This is a genomic window from Chitinophaga sp. YIM B06452 (assembly GCF_039655965.1).
Taxonomy (GTDB): domain Bacteria; phylum Bacteroidota; class Bacteroidia; order Chitinophagales; family Chitinophagaceae; genus Chitinophaga.
Map to the genome: position 1 here is coordinate 432,026 of NZ_JAWLKY010000002.1, position 14,687 is coordinate 446,712.

Sequence of the window (14,687 nt, forward strand, 5' to 3'; positions counted from 1 at the left end):
TATAGTCCGGGGGGTATTATGCAATTATTCCTAAATGCCTCAGCACGTGATCTACGATCCTGTCACATTTCGCAAGATGGAAGCTATAGACATGGCTTTTCATATAACCGTCCAGGTTTTCGCGCAACATTGTCTTGGCCCTGTTCAAACGGACCTTCACATTGGACTCCTCAATGTTTAGCGCCGCGGAGGTTTCCCGCACGGAAAGATCTTCGATCTCCCTCAACACAAAAACAAGACGGTACTTCTCCGGCAATTTTGCAACAGCCTGGCGCAGCGCGTTGCCCAGTTCTTTATTAGCCAGCTCATTTACTGCCGTACTCATACTTACAAAATTATCAGGTTGTTCAAAGTTGGTAAGAATAAGCCTTCTTTTCCGCTTCTGCTCATAACATTGGTTGAGCATGATCCGTATCAGCCAGGTACCGAAGGAGGAACGTTGCTCAAAACCAGGCAGATGCTCATAAGCATTGATGTATGCCGTTTGCATGGCATCCTCCGCTTCCGCTTCATTTTCCAGGATAGACATGCCTATACGGTACAACCGCTGGTTATACCTGCGTATCAGCAGCTCAAACAAGCGTTTCTCGCCAGCCAGTATCCTGGCAATAAGTTCCTCATCGGAAACCGGTCTTAATGTTATATCCGGTTGATCAGTCATATCATTTAGATGAAACAGCCGTTAAAAGGTTACATCCCCGGTAAAAATTTTAAAAAGGGTCTGGAATTTGTAACCATTTACGATGTGGTTACTCTAAAGTATATAAAAAACATATTACTATGTCGAGTATCAAACAAATTCAGAACACGCTGAGGCTGACGTACGGTATTGTGCCCATAGTGGCTGGATTGGACAAGTTTACCAACCTGCTTACCAACTGGGCAGACTACCTGGGCAGCAACAAGGGCCTGATCCCTTTCGACCCCCTGGTTTTTATGAAAATAGTGGGCGTTATCGAGATCATAGCGGGTATTGCCGTGCTGGTCAGGCCGCTCCTTGGCGCCTACATCGTCATGGCCTGGCTGATCTGTATTGCGCTTCAGTTGCTGATCGGCGGAAATTACCTGGATGTGGCTGTCCGCGACCTGGTGATGGCAATCGGGGCATACACATTAGCCCGGTTGACCAAAATAGAACAAACGAATAGCCGGCCACAATAAAAAAACAATAACCACTCACATCCCGGCATGGATACCGGCGCCTCTCACGCCGGGATGCCCATGGTCCGCCCGGTTTATATCCCGGGTATGAAAGATCATTTCTTTTACCGCATCTTCGATCACCTTTGGTTGATCCTGGTTGATATAGTGGCTGCTGTTCGGAACCAAAATCTGCCTGCTAACGGAAGAAAGCCCCAACAGGTCTTTTTGCATTTTGTTCCAGGCAGCCGCCATTTCAGCTTTCAATTCTTTGTCTTTAATGAACGCATCAAACCGGTCTTCATCCGTTGCGCTGATAACATACAGGGGAATTGAGCCGAAAGACCTGATTGCTGAAGCCTCCTTTTTTACCAACGCCATCCGGTCCTGCTCTTCCAAAACGCCATCGGCGCTTTTATAGAGCAATGCAGGCATTATCGTGTTTTGGTATTTGTATTGTTCATTTTGAGGAAACATATTGCGGAACATCAGCCTTGCAAGACCGAAAGTATTGGCAAACTTCAGGAAGCCGCCCGGCAGCCCCTTATTGACCATTTTGTATAGTCCGGGCGACAGGTATTTTTCATTATCGGGATGCTGGCTGTCGATCAGTATGACCCCGGCTACATCCTGCGGGTATTTATGGACAAAGAACCTGGTAAGCATTCCTCCAAAAGAATGTCCCACGAGAATATAGGGTTTCGGAGCCCCTGATCTTTCCAGCAGCAGGTGTAATTCTTCGGCTATTTTCCCGCCTGTCTTCGCGTTCCCGCCTCTTTCACTCCAAAGGATCCCTGCCCTGTCGTACGCAACTGTAGTGGCATATGCAGACAGTTCCTGTTGAATATTGTACCATTGCAGGTGGCCTGCCGGGTCAAACGCCGCTTCAAAAACTACGGTGGGGCCTCCGGTTCCTTTTTTGAGGTAATGAAGACGATGATCTCCCACTTCCGCAAACTGGCCATTGGGAACGATCTTCCCGGCGTTGTAGCGGGATATTCTTTCAAATACAAACCCGGCGAACAACAATAAGTTCGCTAAGGCAAGCAGGGCCAGGGTTACTCTTTTGATCCATTTTGGAATTCTCATGCGCTATTTTTTTGGCACAAAAATATCCCCTGCAAATAAGAAGCAGGTCGCATCCGGCAGGATGACACCTATTACAATTGACTCAAATACAACACATTATGTTTATTGAGACTAATCAGCGCAGGTTACATTGTATGGAGGTATTCGCTGGGAGACTTCCCGGTGTGTTTCTTAAAATTCCTGTTGAAGGAAGCTTTTGAGTTGAACCCGCAATCATAGGCGATGGTCAGCAGGGTATATTTTTTATTGGCCGGGAGAGCGGCCTGCCGTAAAAATTCTTTCACCCGGAACTCGTTCACCAGCTCGTAAAAGGTCTTTTGTTCAACGGAATTGATCACCTGTGATAAGAGGTTCGGATTTGTATCGACCATTCCCGCAAGGTCATTGAGCGTTAATTCCGGGTCCAGGTAAGGTTTTTCTTCTTCCATTACAGCAAGCAGCTTTTGATGAAGCTTTTGTGCGGCGCCCTCCTCCAAAAGGGATTTGGCATATTTGGGCTGAGCGGGCTGTGTTACCGGAGGCTGATCTTCGCCGGTATCTTCCGTTGCCGCTTCATAGCCCGCGAAAACCGCGCTTTCGATATTTTTCTGACTAAACACATTCACCTGTTTGATGCCAAAATACCCCATCCAGCATACAAATATGGCGGATGCTGAAAACACCAGCCGGTCTGAGTGCATCACCAAAACAGCCACCCAGATAACTGCCATCCCAATAATCAGGTACAGCAGCCACCGGAAATTTATCTTTTCAGTATTTGAGAACTGGTGCTCAAGGCGGTTCCTGAAACCAAGCAGCTTGTAACAAGACCATGGAATATAGATGATCCCGGAAATACAGATCAGGATGATCCTGAACCTGTTTTCCATTTCAAATCCCGCAGCATTATTGCTGAGGGTGTTGACCTTTTCATCAAAAGGGAGGAAATAGAACTGTGAAAAAAGTAAATATCCCAAAGCGAACGGCAAAAAATGCAGGAGGTCCCGCTTTTGAAACAGTATAGGACGGGTCTGGTATTTTATGTACAGGTAGAGGAAAGGGCCCTGCGCCATTGGCATCCATAATCCCTGGATGGCCGCTGCCGGATATTGTTTATACAGCCCTGATCCGAGCAGGTAAACAGACAACAACATATTGGCTGAAGCCGCAAGCCAGCAGGCAAGCATACGATCCGCCACTGATTTTTCTGATTTGGTAAATAAAACAAAGGATAAAAAACCTCCAATAATTACACCGGATAAATAAAGTATTTCCATCAGGACATGAGGCGTTTTGATCTGGCCGTTAAGATCATTATTTTTTTTGATGTAATTTTATATAATCCAATTAATTATTTGCTGATGCAAACTATAAGATCGCTGCTTCATGAGCATAAACAAAACGATAAGCTGCCTATCCGGGTGGTTTCTCCTCGTTTTGGTCATCTCCCCCGTGAGATCGCCGACCAGGTTAAGCTAACCCATCGCACGCCTTATTATTTTTTCCTGTTTATGCTGAACGGTAGCACCCGGTATGGGGTTGATCTTGAAGAATTCGATATTGAAAATAATCAATTGTTGTTTGTACTTCCTCACCAGGTTCACCGTTTGCCCGCGTCAGGCCACGGCACTGATTATTTTAAATTGGGTTTTGATGAAAGCACGCTTTCCCGCCTGCCGAAACAATATCCGTTTTTAGTGAACCCCCTGAACCGGCAAAAGATAACGGTCACCCCGGGAACTAGCGCCAGGCTCAAAGCTATCTTCGAAATGCTCATCGGCCTGCTAAGCACGCCCGACACCGGGCCGGAGCTGATCCTGGCGCATCTCAATACCATGCTGACCGAGATCAATTCAGCATATTTCTCCATGAACAAAAAACCGGCTGATGATAAACTTTCAAAATACATCGGCTTTCAATTATTCGTGGAAAACAACCTCACCAACCATCCTACCATTAAAGATATCGCAGGGCAGCTTGCGCTGAGCACAGACAGCCTGTACCAGATCGTTAAACATTATTCCGGGCTTTCACCCAAAGAGTTTATCATAAACCGGCTGATACTGGAAGCCCGGCGCCGGATGTGCTATGGCGAAAGTTCTTCTGTCAAGGAACTGGCTTTCGATCTTGGCTTTAACGACCCCGATTATTTCTCCCGCTTATTTAAAAAGGTGACCGGTAAAACCATCGCCGCATTCTTCCGGGATTTGTCCTGAAGTAAGCGGTTTTTGTCCGGGTTCCTTTCCGGTGATTCCGGGAATTTTGTTCATGAAATAAATCTTGCATCATGAACAGGCAACTTGGAAAAAACGGGCCGCTGGTTTCACCGGTAGGCTTGGGCTGTATGGGCATGTCCGGCGCTTACGGGCAACCCGACGACAAACAATCGATATCGACTATTGAAAGAGCGCTGGAACTTGGGCACAACTTCCTGGACACCGCCGATTATTATCTCGCCGGTCATAATGAAACCCTGATAGGCCAGGCCATCCAGGGCAAACGCAGTAAAGCATTCCTGTCCGTAAAAACCGGCCAGTTGGTGGCACCTGGTCCTAACGGCGCCATGGGCCCCGGTTCCGTAACAGGCCGCCCGGAGTTTATCCAAAACGCGGTCATGTATAGTCTCCGGCGCCTGAAGACCGACTATATCGACCTTTATACACTTGCGCGCATCGATCCAAACGTGCCTGTTGAAGAGACCGTTGGTGCGCTGGCAGACCTGGTACAAAAAGGCGTGATCCGTTATATCGGCCTGTCCGAGGCTTCTGCCGGAAGTATACGCAAGGCAGCAGGCGTTCACACCATTACGGCACTGCAAATTGAATACTCGCTCTGGAGCCGCGACATTGAAGCGGAAGTGCTGCCAACCATACGGGAGCTTGGCATCGGCCTGGTTGCTTACGCGCCTTTAAGCCGCGGTTTCCTCAGCGGAGCCTACAAAAGGCCCGAAGATCTGAAGGATGCCCGCGCCAATATGCCGCGCTTCCAGGGAGAGAATTTTTACAGGAACCTGGAACTGGTGGAAAAAGTCAGGTCACTGGCCGGTAAAAAAGGCTGCACGCCCTCCCAGCTGGCGATTGCCTGGGTGCTTGCCCGGGGCGAAGATATCATTACGATCCCCGGAACCAAGCAGATCAAATACCTGGAAGAGAATATAGCAGCGGAAAAAGTAATCCTTACTGCGGGAGAACTGGAAAGCATTGAAGCGGTCATGCCTGCGGGAAGCGTTTCCGGCACGAGATATTCAGAAAAATTCATGGGCGCACTGAACCGGTAATACCCGGAGCGGGTAACGGCAAAAAAACAACGGCATATGCTGCGGCCCGGCTGCGACCTGGCCGCAGTCGCCTGTTCTATCTTCGGACCGAACCCTACTGTTAACCTAATAGCAAAACCATGGAGAAAAAAGTCACAGACGAGCAATTCTATGCCGGATTGCAGCATTTACCCAGACCCCGGTACCCCTTTCCCGATTTTATCCATGCCGATTTTCAACAACAGCGGGAAGAGTATTACGCATGGATCGACAAAGACTATGATTTTCACAGCGAAACCGCCCGTAAAAAACATAAGCTGCACAATCTTGTCGATATTGCCTCCCGCGGATGCCCGTTCCTGAACAGCATCGAAGAGCTGCGGCCCCTTGCAAGATATACAGCGAACGGGGCAATGATGGATGATTACTGGGACCGCTGTTCCCCCCATGAAATGAACGAGGTGACGGAACGGATAACAGCGTTGTTAACGGGGGAAGACCCGTATGAACCTGCCGGCAACGGGATATTCCGCCAATTCTGGGTCTTGCGCCGGGATGCCCTTCAATGCGGGATGCCAGAACGCCTGTATAAAAAATTTGCGGCTGCAATGCACAACGTCCTGGCAGGTTACACGGAAGAGCGGGTATACTACAGGGCGAACATCCCTCCCCCGCTCCCCATTTACCTGGTCATAAGGCAGGATACAAGCGGAACGCTCCCGTTTTGCAAATATGTAGCGATGCAGAAAAACTACCGCGACCTGCCGGACAGCGTGCTGGAACACCCGTTTATCCTGCGGCTGCACCATCTCACTTCCTGGCTGGTAGGCATGCACAATGATTTTATTTCTCTTCCAAAGGAACTGCACAGGGACGGCGACACGATGAATATTGTAAAAGTCATGCAGCATGAACATAAGGTATCGTTGAATGAGGCTTACATGATGTCCATGAAACTTCATGACAGTTACCTGAACGAATTTTTACTGTTAAAGGAAAACCTGCCGCACTTCGGCGCCCTGCAGGATACCGTTGACAATTACGTGGAAGATCTTGGCGTGATGGTGGCCGGTATTTATGCATGGCACACGAACGATAAGACCCGTTATGTCAATGGAGGTTATGTAGAGGGGGAATTTGTCAGCCGCAGGTAGTTAACCGCCTATATGACGAGAGAGAAACGCCCTTACGCGCAGCGGATGCGGCTAAAATTGAAATAGCCTAAAAAAACGGGCGGCACGCGAATGCAATGCCGCCCGTATTAATTACTATCAAGCTGGGAAAGATACGCCCGTCAGCTCCCCGCATAGTGCCAACAGGCGTTCCTGGGCTGAAATATCGTCTGCTGCCGGGTTGTAGCGCTGTTGTTTCTGATGAAAGAAATAACGGCCCGATACATTTGCCTGTTCATCTTTGCCTTCCGCCAGCCAGACCTGTGTTTCAAAGCCTTTCTGCAGGTCGTCGGGCGCGCCTGCCCCGCCCATCCTGGTGGGTACCCAGCCGGGGTCTATCGTGTTGGCGTATACGTCCGGCCATGTGCGAGCCACTGCTTTGCAAAGCATCAGCACATGGAGCTTGGTATCGGAATAGCTGATGCGGTTGATGTTGTTTTGAATCGCGTCGAAGTTTACCCGGCCGCTTTGGTGCATGCCGGAGCTGAGATAGATCAGCCGCTCCGGCATCCGGATCAGGCAGGTCAGGATATAAGGCGCCAGCGTGTTTACAGCAAAGAGCTGCGCTGCCGGCACCTGGTAAACACCTGCATTATGGATGACGGCATCGAACGGGCCGGTCTTATTTGCTTCTTCCGCCAGCCTTATGGTGGCTTCCTGGCTGGAGAGATCCCCTGTCAGTACGCTTTCAGCGCCTGGCGTAGCCTGGAGGGCCTGCCGGGCGCGCGCCGCATTCCGGGCGTGCAATACTACCCGGTGGCCCTTGTCTACCAGGGACTGCGCTGCAAGCTGCCCAAGCCCGTCTGCCGATCCTGTGATAAATATCCGCGCCATTTTCCCCTTGGTTTAATAATTTTCAATCCTGTTAGTAAATGAGCTGCTTCGGACTTTGTTACTTCCCGGTGATCTCCTTCCGGTGCCTTTTCCCCCAATCCATGAGGTTGTTGATGATGGTCTGCAACGTTTTCCCGTGTGCAGTCAGCTCATACTGGACAGTGACGGGCTGCGTGTCTAAAACCGTCCGTTTCACCAGCTTGTTCAATTCCAGTTCCTTCAATTCCTTGCTCAGCATTTTGTTGGAAATACCATCCACATCGCCCAGGATGTCAGAAAACCTTCTTTTGTTGTAATAGCAGATAGACGAGATGATGGAGATTTTCCATTTCCCGTTCAGCACGTCCATTGAATCCTGGACGGCCCTCATTTCATTTTTGTGGTGTTTTTCAAAATCCCTGCATTCCATGATAAGTTACTTTGTTACTTCTATGTTACTGTTACTTTTGGTTACAAAGTAACTAAAATAAATTTACCTGGTCTAACTTAGCAGCTCAGAAATTAAACAATCAGGAAAATGAGTAAACTAAAGAATAAGGTCGCGATAGTTACAGGCGCATCAAAAGGAATAGGAGCATCCATTGCCAGGTATTTTGCGGCAGAAGGGGCAAAAGTTGTGGTGAATTACGCATCGGGCAAAGAAGATGCGGAGAAGGTCGTTAAAACCATCACCGATAACGGCGGCACGGCCATCCCGGTGCAGGGCGATGTGGCGAAAGCAGCCGATATTGCCAGGCTGTTTGAAGAAACGAAGAACGTTTTCGGCACGCTGGATATACTGGTGAACAATGCCGGCATCTACCAGTACCAGCCCATTGAGCAGCTATCGGAGGCATCTTTCCACCAGCAGTTCAACATTAACGTTTTGGGGTCTTTGCTGGCCATCCAGGCCTCTTTAAAACTGTTTGGCGACAAGGGAGGCAATATTATCAATATCAGCTCGGAGGCCGGTAAAACGCCCCTTCCGACCGGATCGGTGTATTCCGCGACCAAAGCTGCATTGGACGCAGTTACGATCGCTTTGTCCAAGGAATTCAGCGGGAAAAATATCCGTATCAATTCCATCCTGCCCGGCATCGTGGAAACGGAAGGCTCACGCAGCGCGGGATTTATCGGCAGTGGTGCGGAAGCAAAATTTGTCGCCAATACACCGCTTGGCCGCACCGGGCAGCCGGAAGACATTGCAAAGGTGGCCGTATTCCTTGCATCCGACGAATCGGCGTGGATCACGGGGGAAAAGATTTCCGTTTCGGGAGGCATTTACGGCATATAAAACATAACATTCAGCATTAAAGAAGAATAAAATGGGTAAGCTAAAAAACAAAGTAGCCGTGATCACAGGCGGCAACAGCGGAATTGGATTCGGCATTGCGGAAGCATTCAGGAACGAAGGCGCGGTTGGCGCCATTACCGGGAGGAATGAGGCAACGCTAAAAAGCGCGGCAGGCTCACTGGGAGAAGGTTTCATCAGCATAAAGGGCGACGTTACAGCCGGTAATGACCTGGAAAATATATTCAAAACAACCGCCGGCAAATTCGGGAAAATAGATGCATTGGTGGTGAATGCAGGCGGCGTTGTGGACGGTTTCCCGATGGCTGCCATCAGCGACGTCACGGAAGAAAACTATGACCGCTATATGGACCTGAATCTAAAAAGCGCCTATTTCACCGTACAAAAATCGCTTCCGTATTTAAACGACGGCGCTTCCGTGATATTGATCGGGTCCAGCGCCGCGCACCGCGCGGTACCGGGAATGGCCATTTACAGCGCGGCCAAAGCGGCTATCGTATCATTGGCCAAAGGTTTGTCGCTGGACCTGCTGTCAAGAAAAATACGGGTGAACACGCTTTCACCGGGCTCTATCGATACGCCCGTATTTGGAAAAATTGTGCCGCAGGAACAGCTGGAACAGGTAAAACAAACCTGGATAGACATCACACCCGCCGGCAGGCAGGGGCTCCCCTCCGACATCGGGAACGCCGCGGTGTTCCTGGCATCAGACGATTCGGCTTTTATAGTGGGCACTGAGATCCTTTCAGACGGCGGGCTTACGAATATCAGCCTGATGAAATAAAATTTCATCAAAAACATACCTGAAGTGCATACCACCCGGTATGCACTTCGTTTTTTTAGCATACCCGCATTGGATATGCCCAAATATTACGCTCACAAGTAATGCCATAAAAAACCACACTGCGGGAAAATTGCGGCAAGCCTTTGTATTTTCAATTTGATATCAGGCAGTTAACCTTTTTATTCCGGAATGCGCCGGAATATCAGGAACATGTAACCAGTTGACCATTTTCTCCCCAACTTAACCCGACTATTTCTATGAACACAGAGATCACTTCAATCCTATCCCGGTTCCACTATCCTTTCCCCATGCTCAAGAACCCGTTTGCCGGCGTCTTACAGGAAATTACTGAACAACATTGGATAGAAGGCGAGTACCTGGCGCTTTATCAAAACGACCCGCTCACCAGGAAAAAGTACAAAATGACCAAAACCGCGCATATCGCCTCCCAGTGGTTTCCCACGGCCAGCGCCGAGCGGCTGAAACCGGTATGCCGGCTCATGCTGTGGACACTTTACAATGACGACAGGTGCGAAGAATGCAACCTCCGGGAACTGCACCGCGTCCGCGACCAGACCCTGGGGATCCTCAATGGAACAGCTGCCAGGGACGACGTAGAAATCCCCCTTGCCGGCCTGCTGTTCACGCTCAGGGAAGAACTGGTTCAATTTCTCCCTGAAGAATCAATGAACCGGTTTGTCCATGGCCTTCAGAAATATTTCAATGGCCTCCAGCAGGAGCTTTATTATAAGGCCCGGAAAGAATTCCCTTCTGTGGAAGAATGCCTGGCTATCCGCGAAGATTCGCTTTGCCTCTACCCTTTCCTGGAGCTGCTTGATCTTGAAACGGAAGTATTCCTCCCGGAACATATACATCAGCACAACATCATAAAACGGCTGAAAGCGCTGACCATTCGCATGATGGCTTGTTTCAACGAGGTGCAGTCGGTGCTCAAAGACGAAGCTACCGGCGCGATCTATTATAACGTAGTAAAAGCTATCCAGCACAATCGTAATATTTCCCGGGAGGCAGCCTGCCTGGAGGCGCTGCACATCCATAACGAATACCTGCGGGAATTCCGGTACCTGCAGGATTTCCTGCCGGACTTCGGAACATGGCAGGATGCCGTAACAAACAGGGTCCATTATATCAGCATGACGCTGAACGGATGGAAGTCTATTTCGACCACGCTCGACCGGTATAATTCAATGCAGGGATTTCCCGATGTACAAACGGTAAAGCAGGCTTTAGGATAAGCCTGGATACAATTTCTCATCATTATTAAACCAAACACAATATATGAACAAAGAATTCAAAGTGCCCAAGCCGGTATATCCCTGGACAACCCTTCAAAGCCCTTTCACCGGGGCCTTATATGAAGAAGAGATCGCCTGGTACGACCAGGACTATCAATTCTTATCAGAAGAGGCGCTGGTAAGGTATAAAAAAATGCGGTTGGTGGATGTAGGCCCCTTTATGGTACCAGCTGCCACCGAAAAGGAAAGAGTCCTTCATGCATCCCGTTTCGCAATCTATATGACGGTAACTGATGATTATGTAGAACTTTTACCGGTAAAGGAGATAGCAGCTTTCAGGGACCGGATCTTCGAGGTAATGATGGGGGATGATCCCCGGCCGGAAGAGAAAGGAATATTGCGCCAGATGCAAACAAACAGGAAAGAGTGGATTGCGCTTGGAATGCCGGACTTCTGGCTTGAGCGGATCGCTACGAATTATAAGTATCGGTTTGTTACAGACGGAATTATGGAAGAATCGCCCTATAAGATCAGCAAAGACGTTCCTCCTATCCCCCTCTTTCACCTGATCCGCGCCAATTCCATCGGCATGATCCCGTTTGTTGACCTGATCTGTCCCTCCACCGGTTTTGCTTTGCCCGACTCTATTTACAATCATACCGTTATACAGCGCATTATTTTGATACAGGCAATCATCGTTGCCCTTCAGAACGATTTTGCAACCATCGGCAAAGAGCTCGTGATAGAATCAGAGACCTTCAATATCATCACCATCCTGCAGCGTCAGAATAAAATATCCTTTGACGAAGCCTGCGCAGAAGGAATGAGGATCCATGATGAGTTTGTAAACGAATTTGTAACATTGGCCAACCACCTGCCGGATTTCAGCCCCTACCAAAAAGAAACGGAGGAATTTATTTATTACATCAAACAAATGATCAGCGGCTTAAATGATTTTTATTACAAAAGCGGAACGAAACGGTATGAACCTGGCGGGTTTGCGGTGCCGCCCAATGGAAAAGGCGAAACGATGGACTGGATAGAAATTAAGCATATTTAGGAGCCATAAAAATAGCTATGCCTCCCCGTGCACTTTCATGCCCCCCCGGCAATGAACCGGCTTTTCATTCTTAATTTTTGATTAACTTAGTTTTTATACAACTTTACAAGAAAGATCCACCCTATAAATAATACAATACAGTATGACTGACGGAGCATCCGGGACGAAGCTTATAACCGGGACGTTCGATTACGACGGGGGCCGGCAAGTGACTGTATATGTCCCGTCAAACCTGCCTGAGGCAGTTATCTTCTCCGGTGACGGTCAGCAGATCGCGCAATGGGGCCCGCTTCTTGAACGTGCAGACGTGCCGCCAACGATGGTCGTAGGCGTACACAGCCTGGAAGACGAAATGCCGCGGCTCCATGAGTATTCGCCAGGCTTTGACCCGGTACGGTTTGCCGAACATGAAAAGTTTTTTGTTGAAAACGTCCGACAATGGGTAAAATCCCAGTTCGGCCTGGTCTTCACCGCGAAACGTACTGCAGTATTTGGCGCCTCGGCAGCGGGCGAGCTGGCATTAGCCCTCGGGCTTAAGCACCCCGGCATCTACGGCGCCATCCTTTGTGCCTCTCCAGGTGCGGGCTACAAACCGCCTGGCACGATGCCGGGCGTGATCCCGCGCACGTACCTTGTTGCAGGTAAACAGGAGCCCTTTTTCCTTGATAACGCGATAAGGTGGGCGAACGCGCTGGATGCTGCAGGCGCCGAGGTTGTGCTGAAAGAACGGGAAGGACCGCACGGCGGTAAATTCTGGCAAACAGAGTTCCCGCTAATGGCGGCCTGGGCATTTGAACACAGTCTGTAAAATTTAAAAAATCACGATCATGATCTATAATATCTTAAACGGCGACTCCCTTGCTTACAGTTTCCCGGACGCGAAAATTGAAGGAGATGTAATAGTTGTCAGGGAAGGCCTTATAGATGGAGATCTGTCAGGCGATAACCTGCATGACTTTTGGCAATCAAGGGCAAAGTTTATAGGAGTAACAGCAACTGAATACCAAAGTAAAGTTGTAGAAGAGTTTGAAAAAATAAGGAATGCGCCTGATCATTCGGAGTTTAATCTTTGGTTTGAGTATGACCTGTTCTGCCAGGTAAATATGTGGTTTGTTATTTCAATTATCGCTGGTTTGCCGATAAAGAAAAAAGTTTCTGCTGTTTATACTTCTTATTTAGACAAAACCGATAAACAATTCTGGAATGGCTTTGGACCGGCAAATTCAGATGAACTTAAAATTTGTTTTGCTGATAAAATTCCTTTAAACGAAGCCGACATACATCTGGGGAAAGACTTGTGGGAAGCATACAAAAACGGCAATCTTGGAGAATTGACAAGTCTTTCAAAGAACCGATCTTTAGCTTTCCCGTATTTACAGGAAGTGGTAAAGGCACATGTTGACCGTTTTCCAAAAGACGGCACCAAGGGCAGACCTGAAAAAGTTATTGAAGACATCACAAAAAACATTTCTACTGACTTTCATACAGTGTTCAAGGAATTTTGGAACAGGGAAAGTATTTATGGTTTTGGTGACACCCAGTTAAAACATCTTTACGACAAAGTAATGCACCGGACATAATCGTTAAGCACCAGGAATTTTCACTTTTTATAACATATCGAAGTTGAACCGGCGAAATTACTGTGATATCTTCAGGACGGGAAGTCTGAACTGTAAATAGAATTATGAATTTTTTAAATAAGTGTTTGAGCACTATGCATTTTAGTCAACATCTCCTCTCCGGGAAGCGCAAATACCTGTTGGGGTTGATACTCTTCTTGTTTATCTCCGTAATCTGCGCGGCTTTCACCATAGAAGGCAGTGACGACTTTGACATTGCCAGAAGGGAAGTTTTACTCCGCAGGATCGGGCATGAAATACTTTTACAGTCGGGCGACAGCATCTCAAGAGTGCTCCCGGTAAAAAAGACCGGGGAGAATGAATACCAGATCAGTTTTGAGAATCATCTTACGTTCCAACCGGACTCCCTGGTGAATACTACCCGGCGTTTATTGGCCCAGGACCCGCTGGCGCACGATTATGTTGTAAAGGTCCTGAATTGTGGCAACGCCAGTGTAGCCTACGGATATGCCATATCTAAGAATAAAAAAAATGATATTGTAGCATGCAGGGGAAGAGTGCAGCCCAGGGCATGTTACATGATCAACATTCAATTCAGACCGATAGGAATCAATACGGCCAGGAATAGGATCCTCCTGGGCAGCCTGTCATTTTTAGCATTTGTTGGTTTTATTTTCCTGAGGTCTGTAAAGCCGCGGAAAACTTTACCCGTGGCCGGGAATGACCTGCCTGCGGAGGTGATCACTTTGGGCTCGGTTTTGTTTGATGTGAAGGATCGCAAACTCATCATCAATGGAGAGACGACAGACTTAACCGGTACTGAAGCCCGGGTACTGCACATTTTCGCGTTATCTCCCAATGAAACTGTTGAGAGAAGCCGGCTGCAAAAGGAGATATGGGAAGATGAAGGCGTTATTGTAGGGCGTAGCCTGGATATGTTCATTTCAAAACTCAGGAAAAAACTGGAACCCGATCCGGGTATCAACATCGTTGTTGTACGCGGAAAAGGATATAAGCTTGAAATTAAATAATGGGCCTTGCCATTTGACCGCCTCTGACAAATTTTAGTCAGGCAATAAACTATTTATTCCCCAAAATTTATTGCTGCTGTTGCTGCTGAATTTGAGACCGGCTGCCAGCCAATTTTATAATAATGTATTGACACGAAGCAGGGCCGGTTTTTCCTCCGGCGGGCATAAATTTTAAACAAAGATTGAACTTTCGGCAAGCAGCGAAGTCTAATCGT

At 48.3% G+C, this 14,687-nt stretch carries 16 protein-coding genes; 11 read left to right on the top strand and 5 right to left on the bottom strand.

Translation table 11 applies throughout. From position 1 onward, the window contains the following. Positions 1-16: 16 nt before the first annotated feature. Positions 17-661 carry a sigma-70 family RNA polymerase sigma factor gene (locus tag R3I13_RS11315; protein WP_346318063.1) on the bottom strand — a complete coding sequence of 215 codons (645 nt, stop codon included), beginning with the start codon at positions 659-661 and terminating at the stop codon, positions 17-19. A gap of 119 nt (positions 662-780) precedes the next feature. On the opposite strand from R3I13_RS11315, the gene R3I13_RS11320 reads away from it, so the two are divergent. Further along, entirely contained in the window at positions 781-1,161 is a 381-nt protein-coding gene (locus R3I13_RS11320; RefSeq protein WP_346318064.1) for a hypothetical protein, read from the top strand. A gap of 15 nt (positions 1,162-1,176) precedes the next feature. Here the strand turns inward: R3I13_RS11320 and R3I13_RS11325 are convergent, their stop codons facing one another. Both R3I13_RS11325 and R3I13_RS11330 read right to left on the bottom strand, forming a co-directional pair. Further along, positions 1,177-2,229 (bottom strand): alpha/beta hydrolase, encoded by a 1,053-nt coding sequence (locus tag R3I13_RS11325; RefSeq protein WP_346318065.1) that lies wholly within the window; start codon positions 2,227-2,229, stop codon positions 1,177-1,179. 125 nt (positions 2,230-2,354) lie between these two features. After that, entirely contained in the window at positions 2,355-3,395 is a 1,041-nt protein-coding gene (locus R3I13_RS11330; protein ID WP_346318066.1) for a helix-turn-helix domain-containing protein, read from the bottom strand. A 174-nt stretch (positions 3,396-3,569) separates the two neighbouring features. On the opposite strand from R3I13_RS11330, the gene R3I13_RS11335 reads away from it, so the two are divergent. From R3I13_RS11335 to R3I13_RS11345, 3 genes are all read left to right on the top strand, one after another. Further along, a complete protein-coding gene (locus tag R3I13_RS11335; protein ID WP_346318067.1) occupies positions 3,570-4,424 on the top strand; it encodes an AraC family transcriptional regulator in 855 nt (284 codons plus the stop codon). Positions 4,425-4,495: 71 nt separating this feature from the next. Continuing rightward, complete coding sequence (locus R3I13_RS11340; RefSeq protein WP_346318068.1) at positions 4,496-5,485, top strand: aldo/keto reductase; 990 nt, start codon at positions 4,496-4,498, stop codon at positions 5,483-5,485. A gap of 119 nt (positions 5,486-5,604) precedes the next feature. Then, a complete protein-coding gene (locus R3I13_RS11345; protein ID WP_346318069.1) occupies positions 5,605-6,618 on the top strand; it encodes a hypothetical protein in 1,014 nt (337 codons plus the stop codon). Between the two features lie 117 nt (positions 6,619-6,735). Here R3I13_RS11345 and R3I13_RS11350 read toward each other — a convergent pair whose 3' ends face one another. Together R3I13_RS11350 and R3I13_RS11355 are read right to left on the bottom strand one after the other, a co-directional pair. Further along, positions 6,736-7,470, bottom strand: a complete 735-nt coding sequence (locus R3I13_RS11350) for an SDR family NAD(P)-dependent oxidoreductase (protein WP_346318070.1) — start codon at positions 7,468-7,470, stop codon at positions 6,736-6,738. 58 nt (positions 7,471-7,528) lie between these two features. Then, positions 7,529-7,879, bottom strand: a complete 351-nt coding sequence (locus R3I13_RS11355; protein WP_346318071.1) for a helix-turn-helix domain-containing protein — start codon at positions 7,877-7,879, stop codon at positions 7,529-7,531. Between the two features lie 108 nt (positions 7,880-7,987). On the opposite strand from R3I13_RS11355, the gene R3I13_RS11360 reads away from it, so the two are divergent. The 7 genes from R3I13_RS11360 to R3I13_RS11390 all read left to right on the top strand — a co-directional run bounded on the left by R3I13_RS11360 (position 7,988) and on the right by R3I13_RS11390 (position 14,472). Beyond that, entirely contained in the window at positions 7,988-8,743 is a 756-nt protein-coding gene (locus R3I13_RS11360) for a glucose 1-dehydrogenase (protein WP_346318072.1), read from the top strand. 31 nt (positions 8,744-8,774) lie between these two features. Next, the gene (locus R3I13_RS11365) at positions 8,775-9,545 is read left to right on the top strand and encodes an SDR family oxidoreductase (protein WP_346318073.1); all 771 of its coding nucleotides are present in this window, start codon (positions 8,775-8,777) and stop codon (positions 9,543-9,545) included. Positions 9,546-9,802: 257 nt separating this feature from the next. After that, the gene (locus tag R3I13_RS11370; RefSeq protein ID WP_346318074.1) at positions 9,803-10,801 is read left to right on the top strand and encodes a terpene synthase family protein; all 999 of its coding nucleotides are present in this window, start codon (positions 9,803-9,805) and stop codon (positions 10,799-10,801) included. Positions 10,802-10,844: 43 nt separating this feature from the next. Further along, the gene (locus R3I13_RS11375; protein ID WP_346318075.1) at positions 10,845-11,861 is read left to right on the top strand and encodes a hypothetical protein; all 1,017 of its coding nucleotides are present in this window, start codon (positions 10,845-10,847) and stop codon (positions 11,859-11,861) included. A gap of 142 nt (positions 11,862-12,003) precedes the next feature. After that, the gene (locus R3I13_RS11380) at positions 12,004-12,669 is read left to right on the top strand and encodes an alpha/beta hydrolase-fold protein (protein ID WP_346318076.1); all 666 of its coding nucleotides are present in this window, start codon (positions 12,004-12,006) and stop codon (positions 12,667-12,669) included. Positions 12,670-12,688: 19 nt separating this feature from the next. After that, positions 12,689-13,441: a hypothetical protein gene (locus R3I13_RS11385; RefSeq protein WP_346318077.1), complete on the top strand. Its 753-nt coding sequence runs from the start codon at positions 12,689-12,691 to the stop codon at positions 13,439-13,441. A gap of 134 nt (positions 13,442-13,575) precedes the next feature. Beyond that, on the top strand, positions 13,576-14,472 hold the full coding sequence (locus R3I13_RS11390; RefSeq protein ID WP_346318078.1) for a winged helix-turn-helix domain-containing protein: 897 nt from the start codon (positions 13,576-13,578) through the stop codon (positions 14,470-14,472). Positions 14,473-14,687 lie beyond the last annotated feature (215 nt).

Excerpts from the sequence above, each read along its gene's own strand:
- R3I13_RS11325 (WP_346318065.1), bottom strand. The coding sequence starts at position 2,229 with ATGAGAATTCCAAAATGGATCAAAAGAGTAACCCTGGCCCTGCTTGCC.
- R3I13_RS11375 (WP_346318075.1), top strand. The coding sequence starts at position 10,845 with ATGAACAAAGAATTCAAAGTGCCCAAGCCGGTATATCCCTGGACAACC.
- R3I13_RS11335 (WP_346318067.1), top strand. The coding sequence starts at position 3,570 with ATGCAAACTATAAGATCGCTGCTTCATGAGCATAAACAAAACGATAAG.
- R3I13_RS11385 (WP_346318077.1), top strand. The coding sequence starts at position 12,689 with ATGATCTATAATATCTTAAACGGCGACTCCCTTGCTTACAGTTTCCCG.
- R3I13_RS11350 (WP_346318070.1), bottom strand. The coding sequence starts at position 7,470 with ATGGCGCGGATATTTATCACAGGATCGGCAGACGGGCTTGGGCAGCTT.
- R3I13_RS11345 (WP_346318069.1), top strand. The coding sequence starts at position 5,605 with ATGGAGAAAAAAGTCACAGACGAGCAATTCTATGCCGGATTGCAGCAT.
- R3I13_RS11365 (WP_346318073.1), top strand. The coding sequence starts at position 8,775 with ATGGGTAAGCTAAAAAACAAAGTAGCCGTGATCACAGGCGGCAACAGC.
- R3I13_RS11370 (WP_346318074.1), top strand. The coding sequence starts at position 9,803 with ATGAACACAGAGATCACTTCAATCCTATCCCGGTTCCACTATCCTTTC.
- R3I13_RS11380 (WP_346318076.1), top strand. The coding sequence starts at position 12,004 with ATGACTGACGGAGCATCCGGGACGAAGCTTATAACCGGGACGTTCGAT.
- R3I13_RS11360 (WP_346318072.1), top strand. The coding sequence starts at position 7,988 with ATGAGTAAACTAAAGAATAAGGTCGCGATAGTTACAGGCGCATCAAAA.
- R3I13_RS11340 (WP_346318068.1), top strand. The coding sequence starts at position 4,496 with ATGAACAGGCAACTTGGAAAAAACGGGCCGCTGGTTTCACCGGTAGGC.
- R3I13_RS11320 (WP_346318064.1), top strand. The coding sequence starts at position 781 with ATGTCGAGTATCAAACAAATTCAGAACACGCTGAGGCTGACGTACGGT.
- R3I13_RS11355 (WP_346318071.1), bottom strand. The coding sequence starts at position 7,879 with ATGGAATGCAGGGATTTTGAAAAACACCACAAAAATGAAATGAGGGCC.
- R3I13_RS11315 (WP_346318063.1), bottom strand. The coding sequence starts at position 661 with ATGACTGATCAACCGGATATAACATTAAGACCGGTTTCCGATGAGGAA.
- R3I13_RS11390 (WP_346318078.1), top strand. The coding sequence starts at position 13,576 with ATGCATTTTAGTCAACATCTCCTCTCCGGGAAGCGCAAATACCTGTTG.
- R3I13_RS11330 (WP_346318066.1), bottom strand. The coding sequence starts at position 3,395 with ATGCTTGCCTGCTGGCTTGCGGCTTCAGCCAATATGTTGTTGTCTGTT.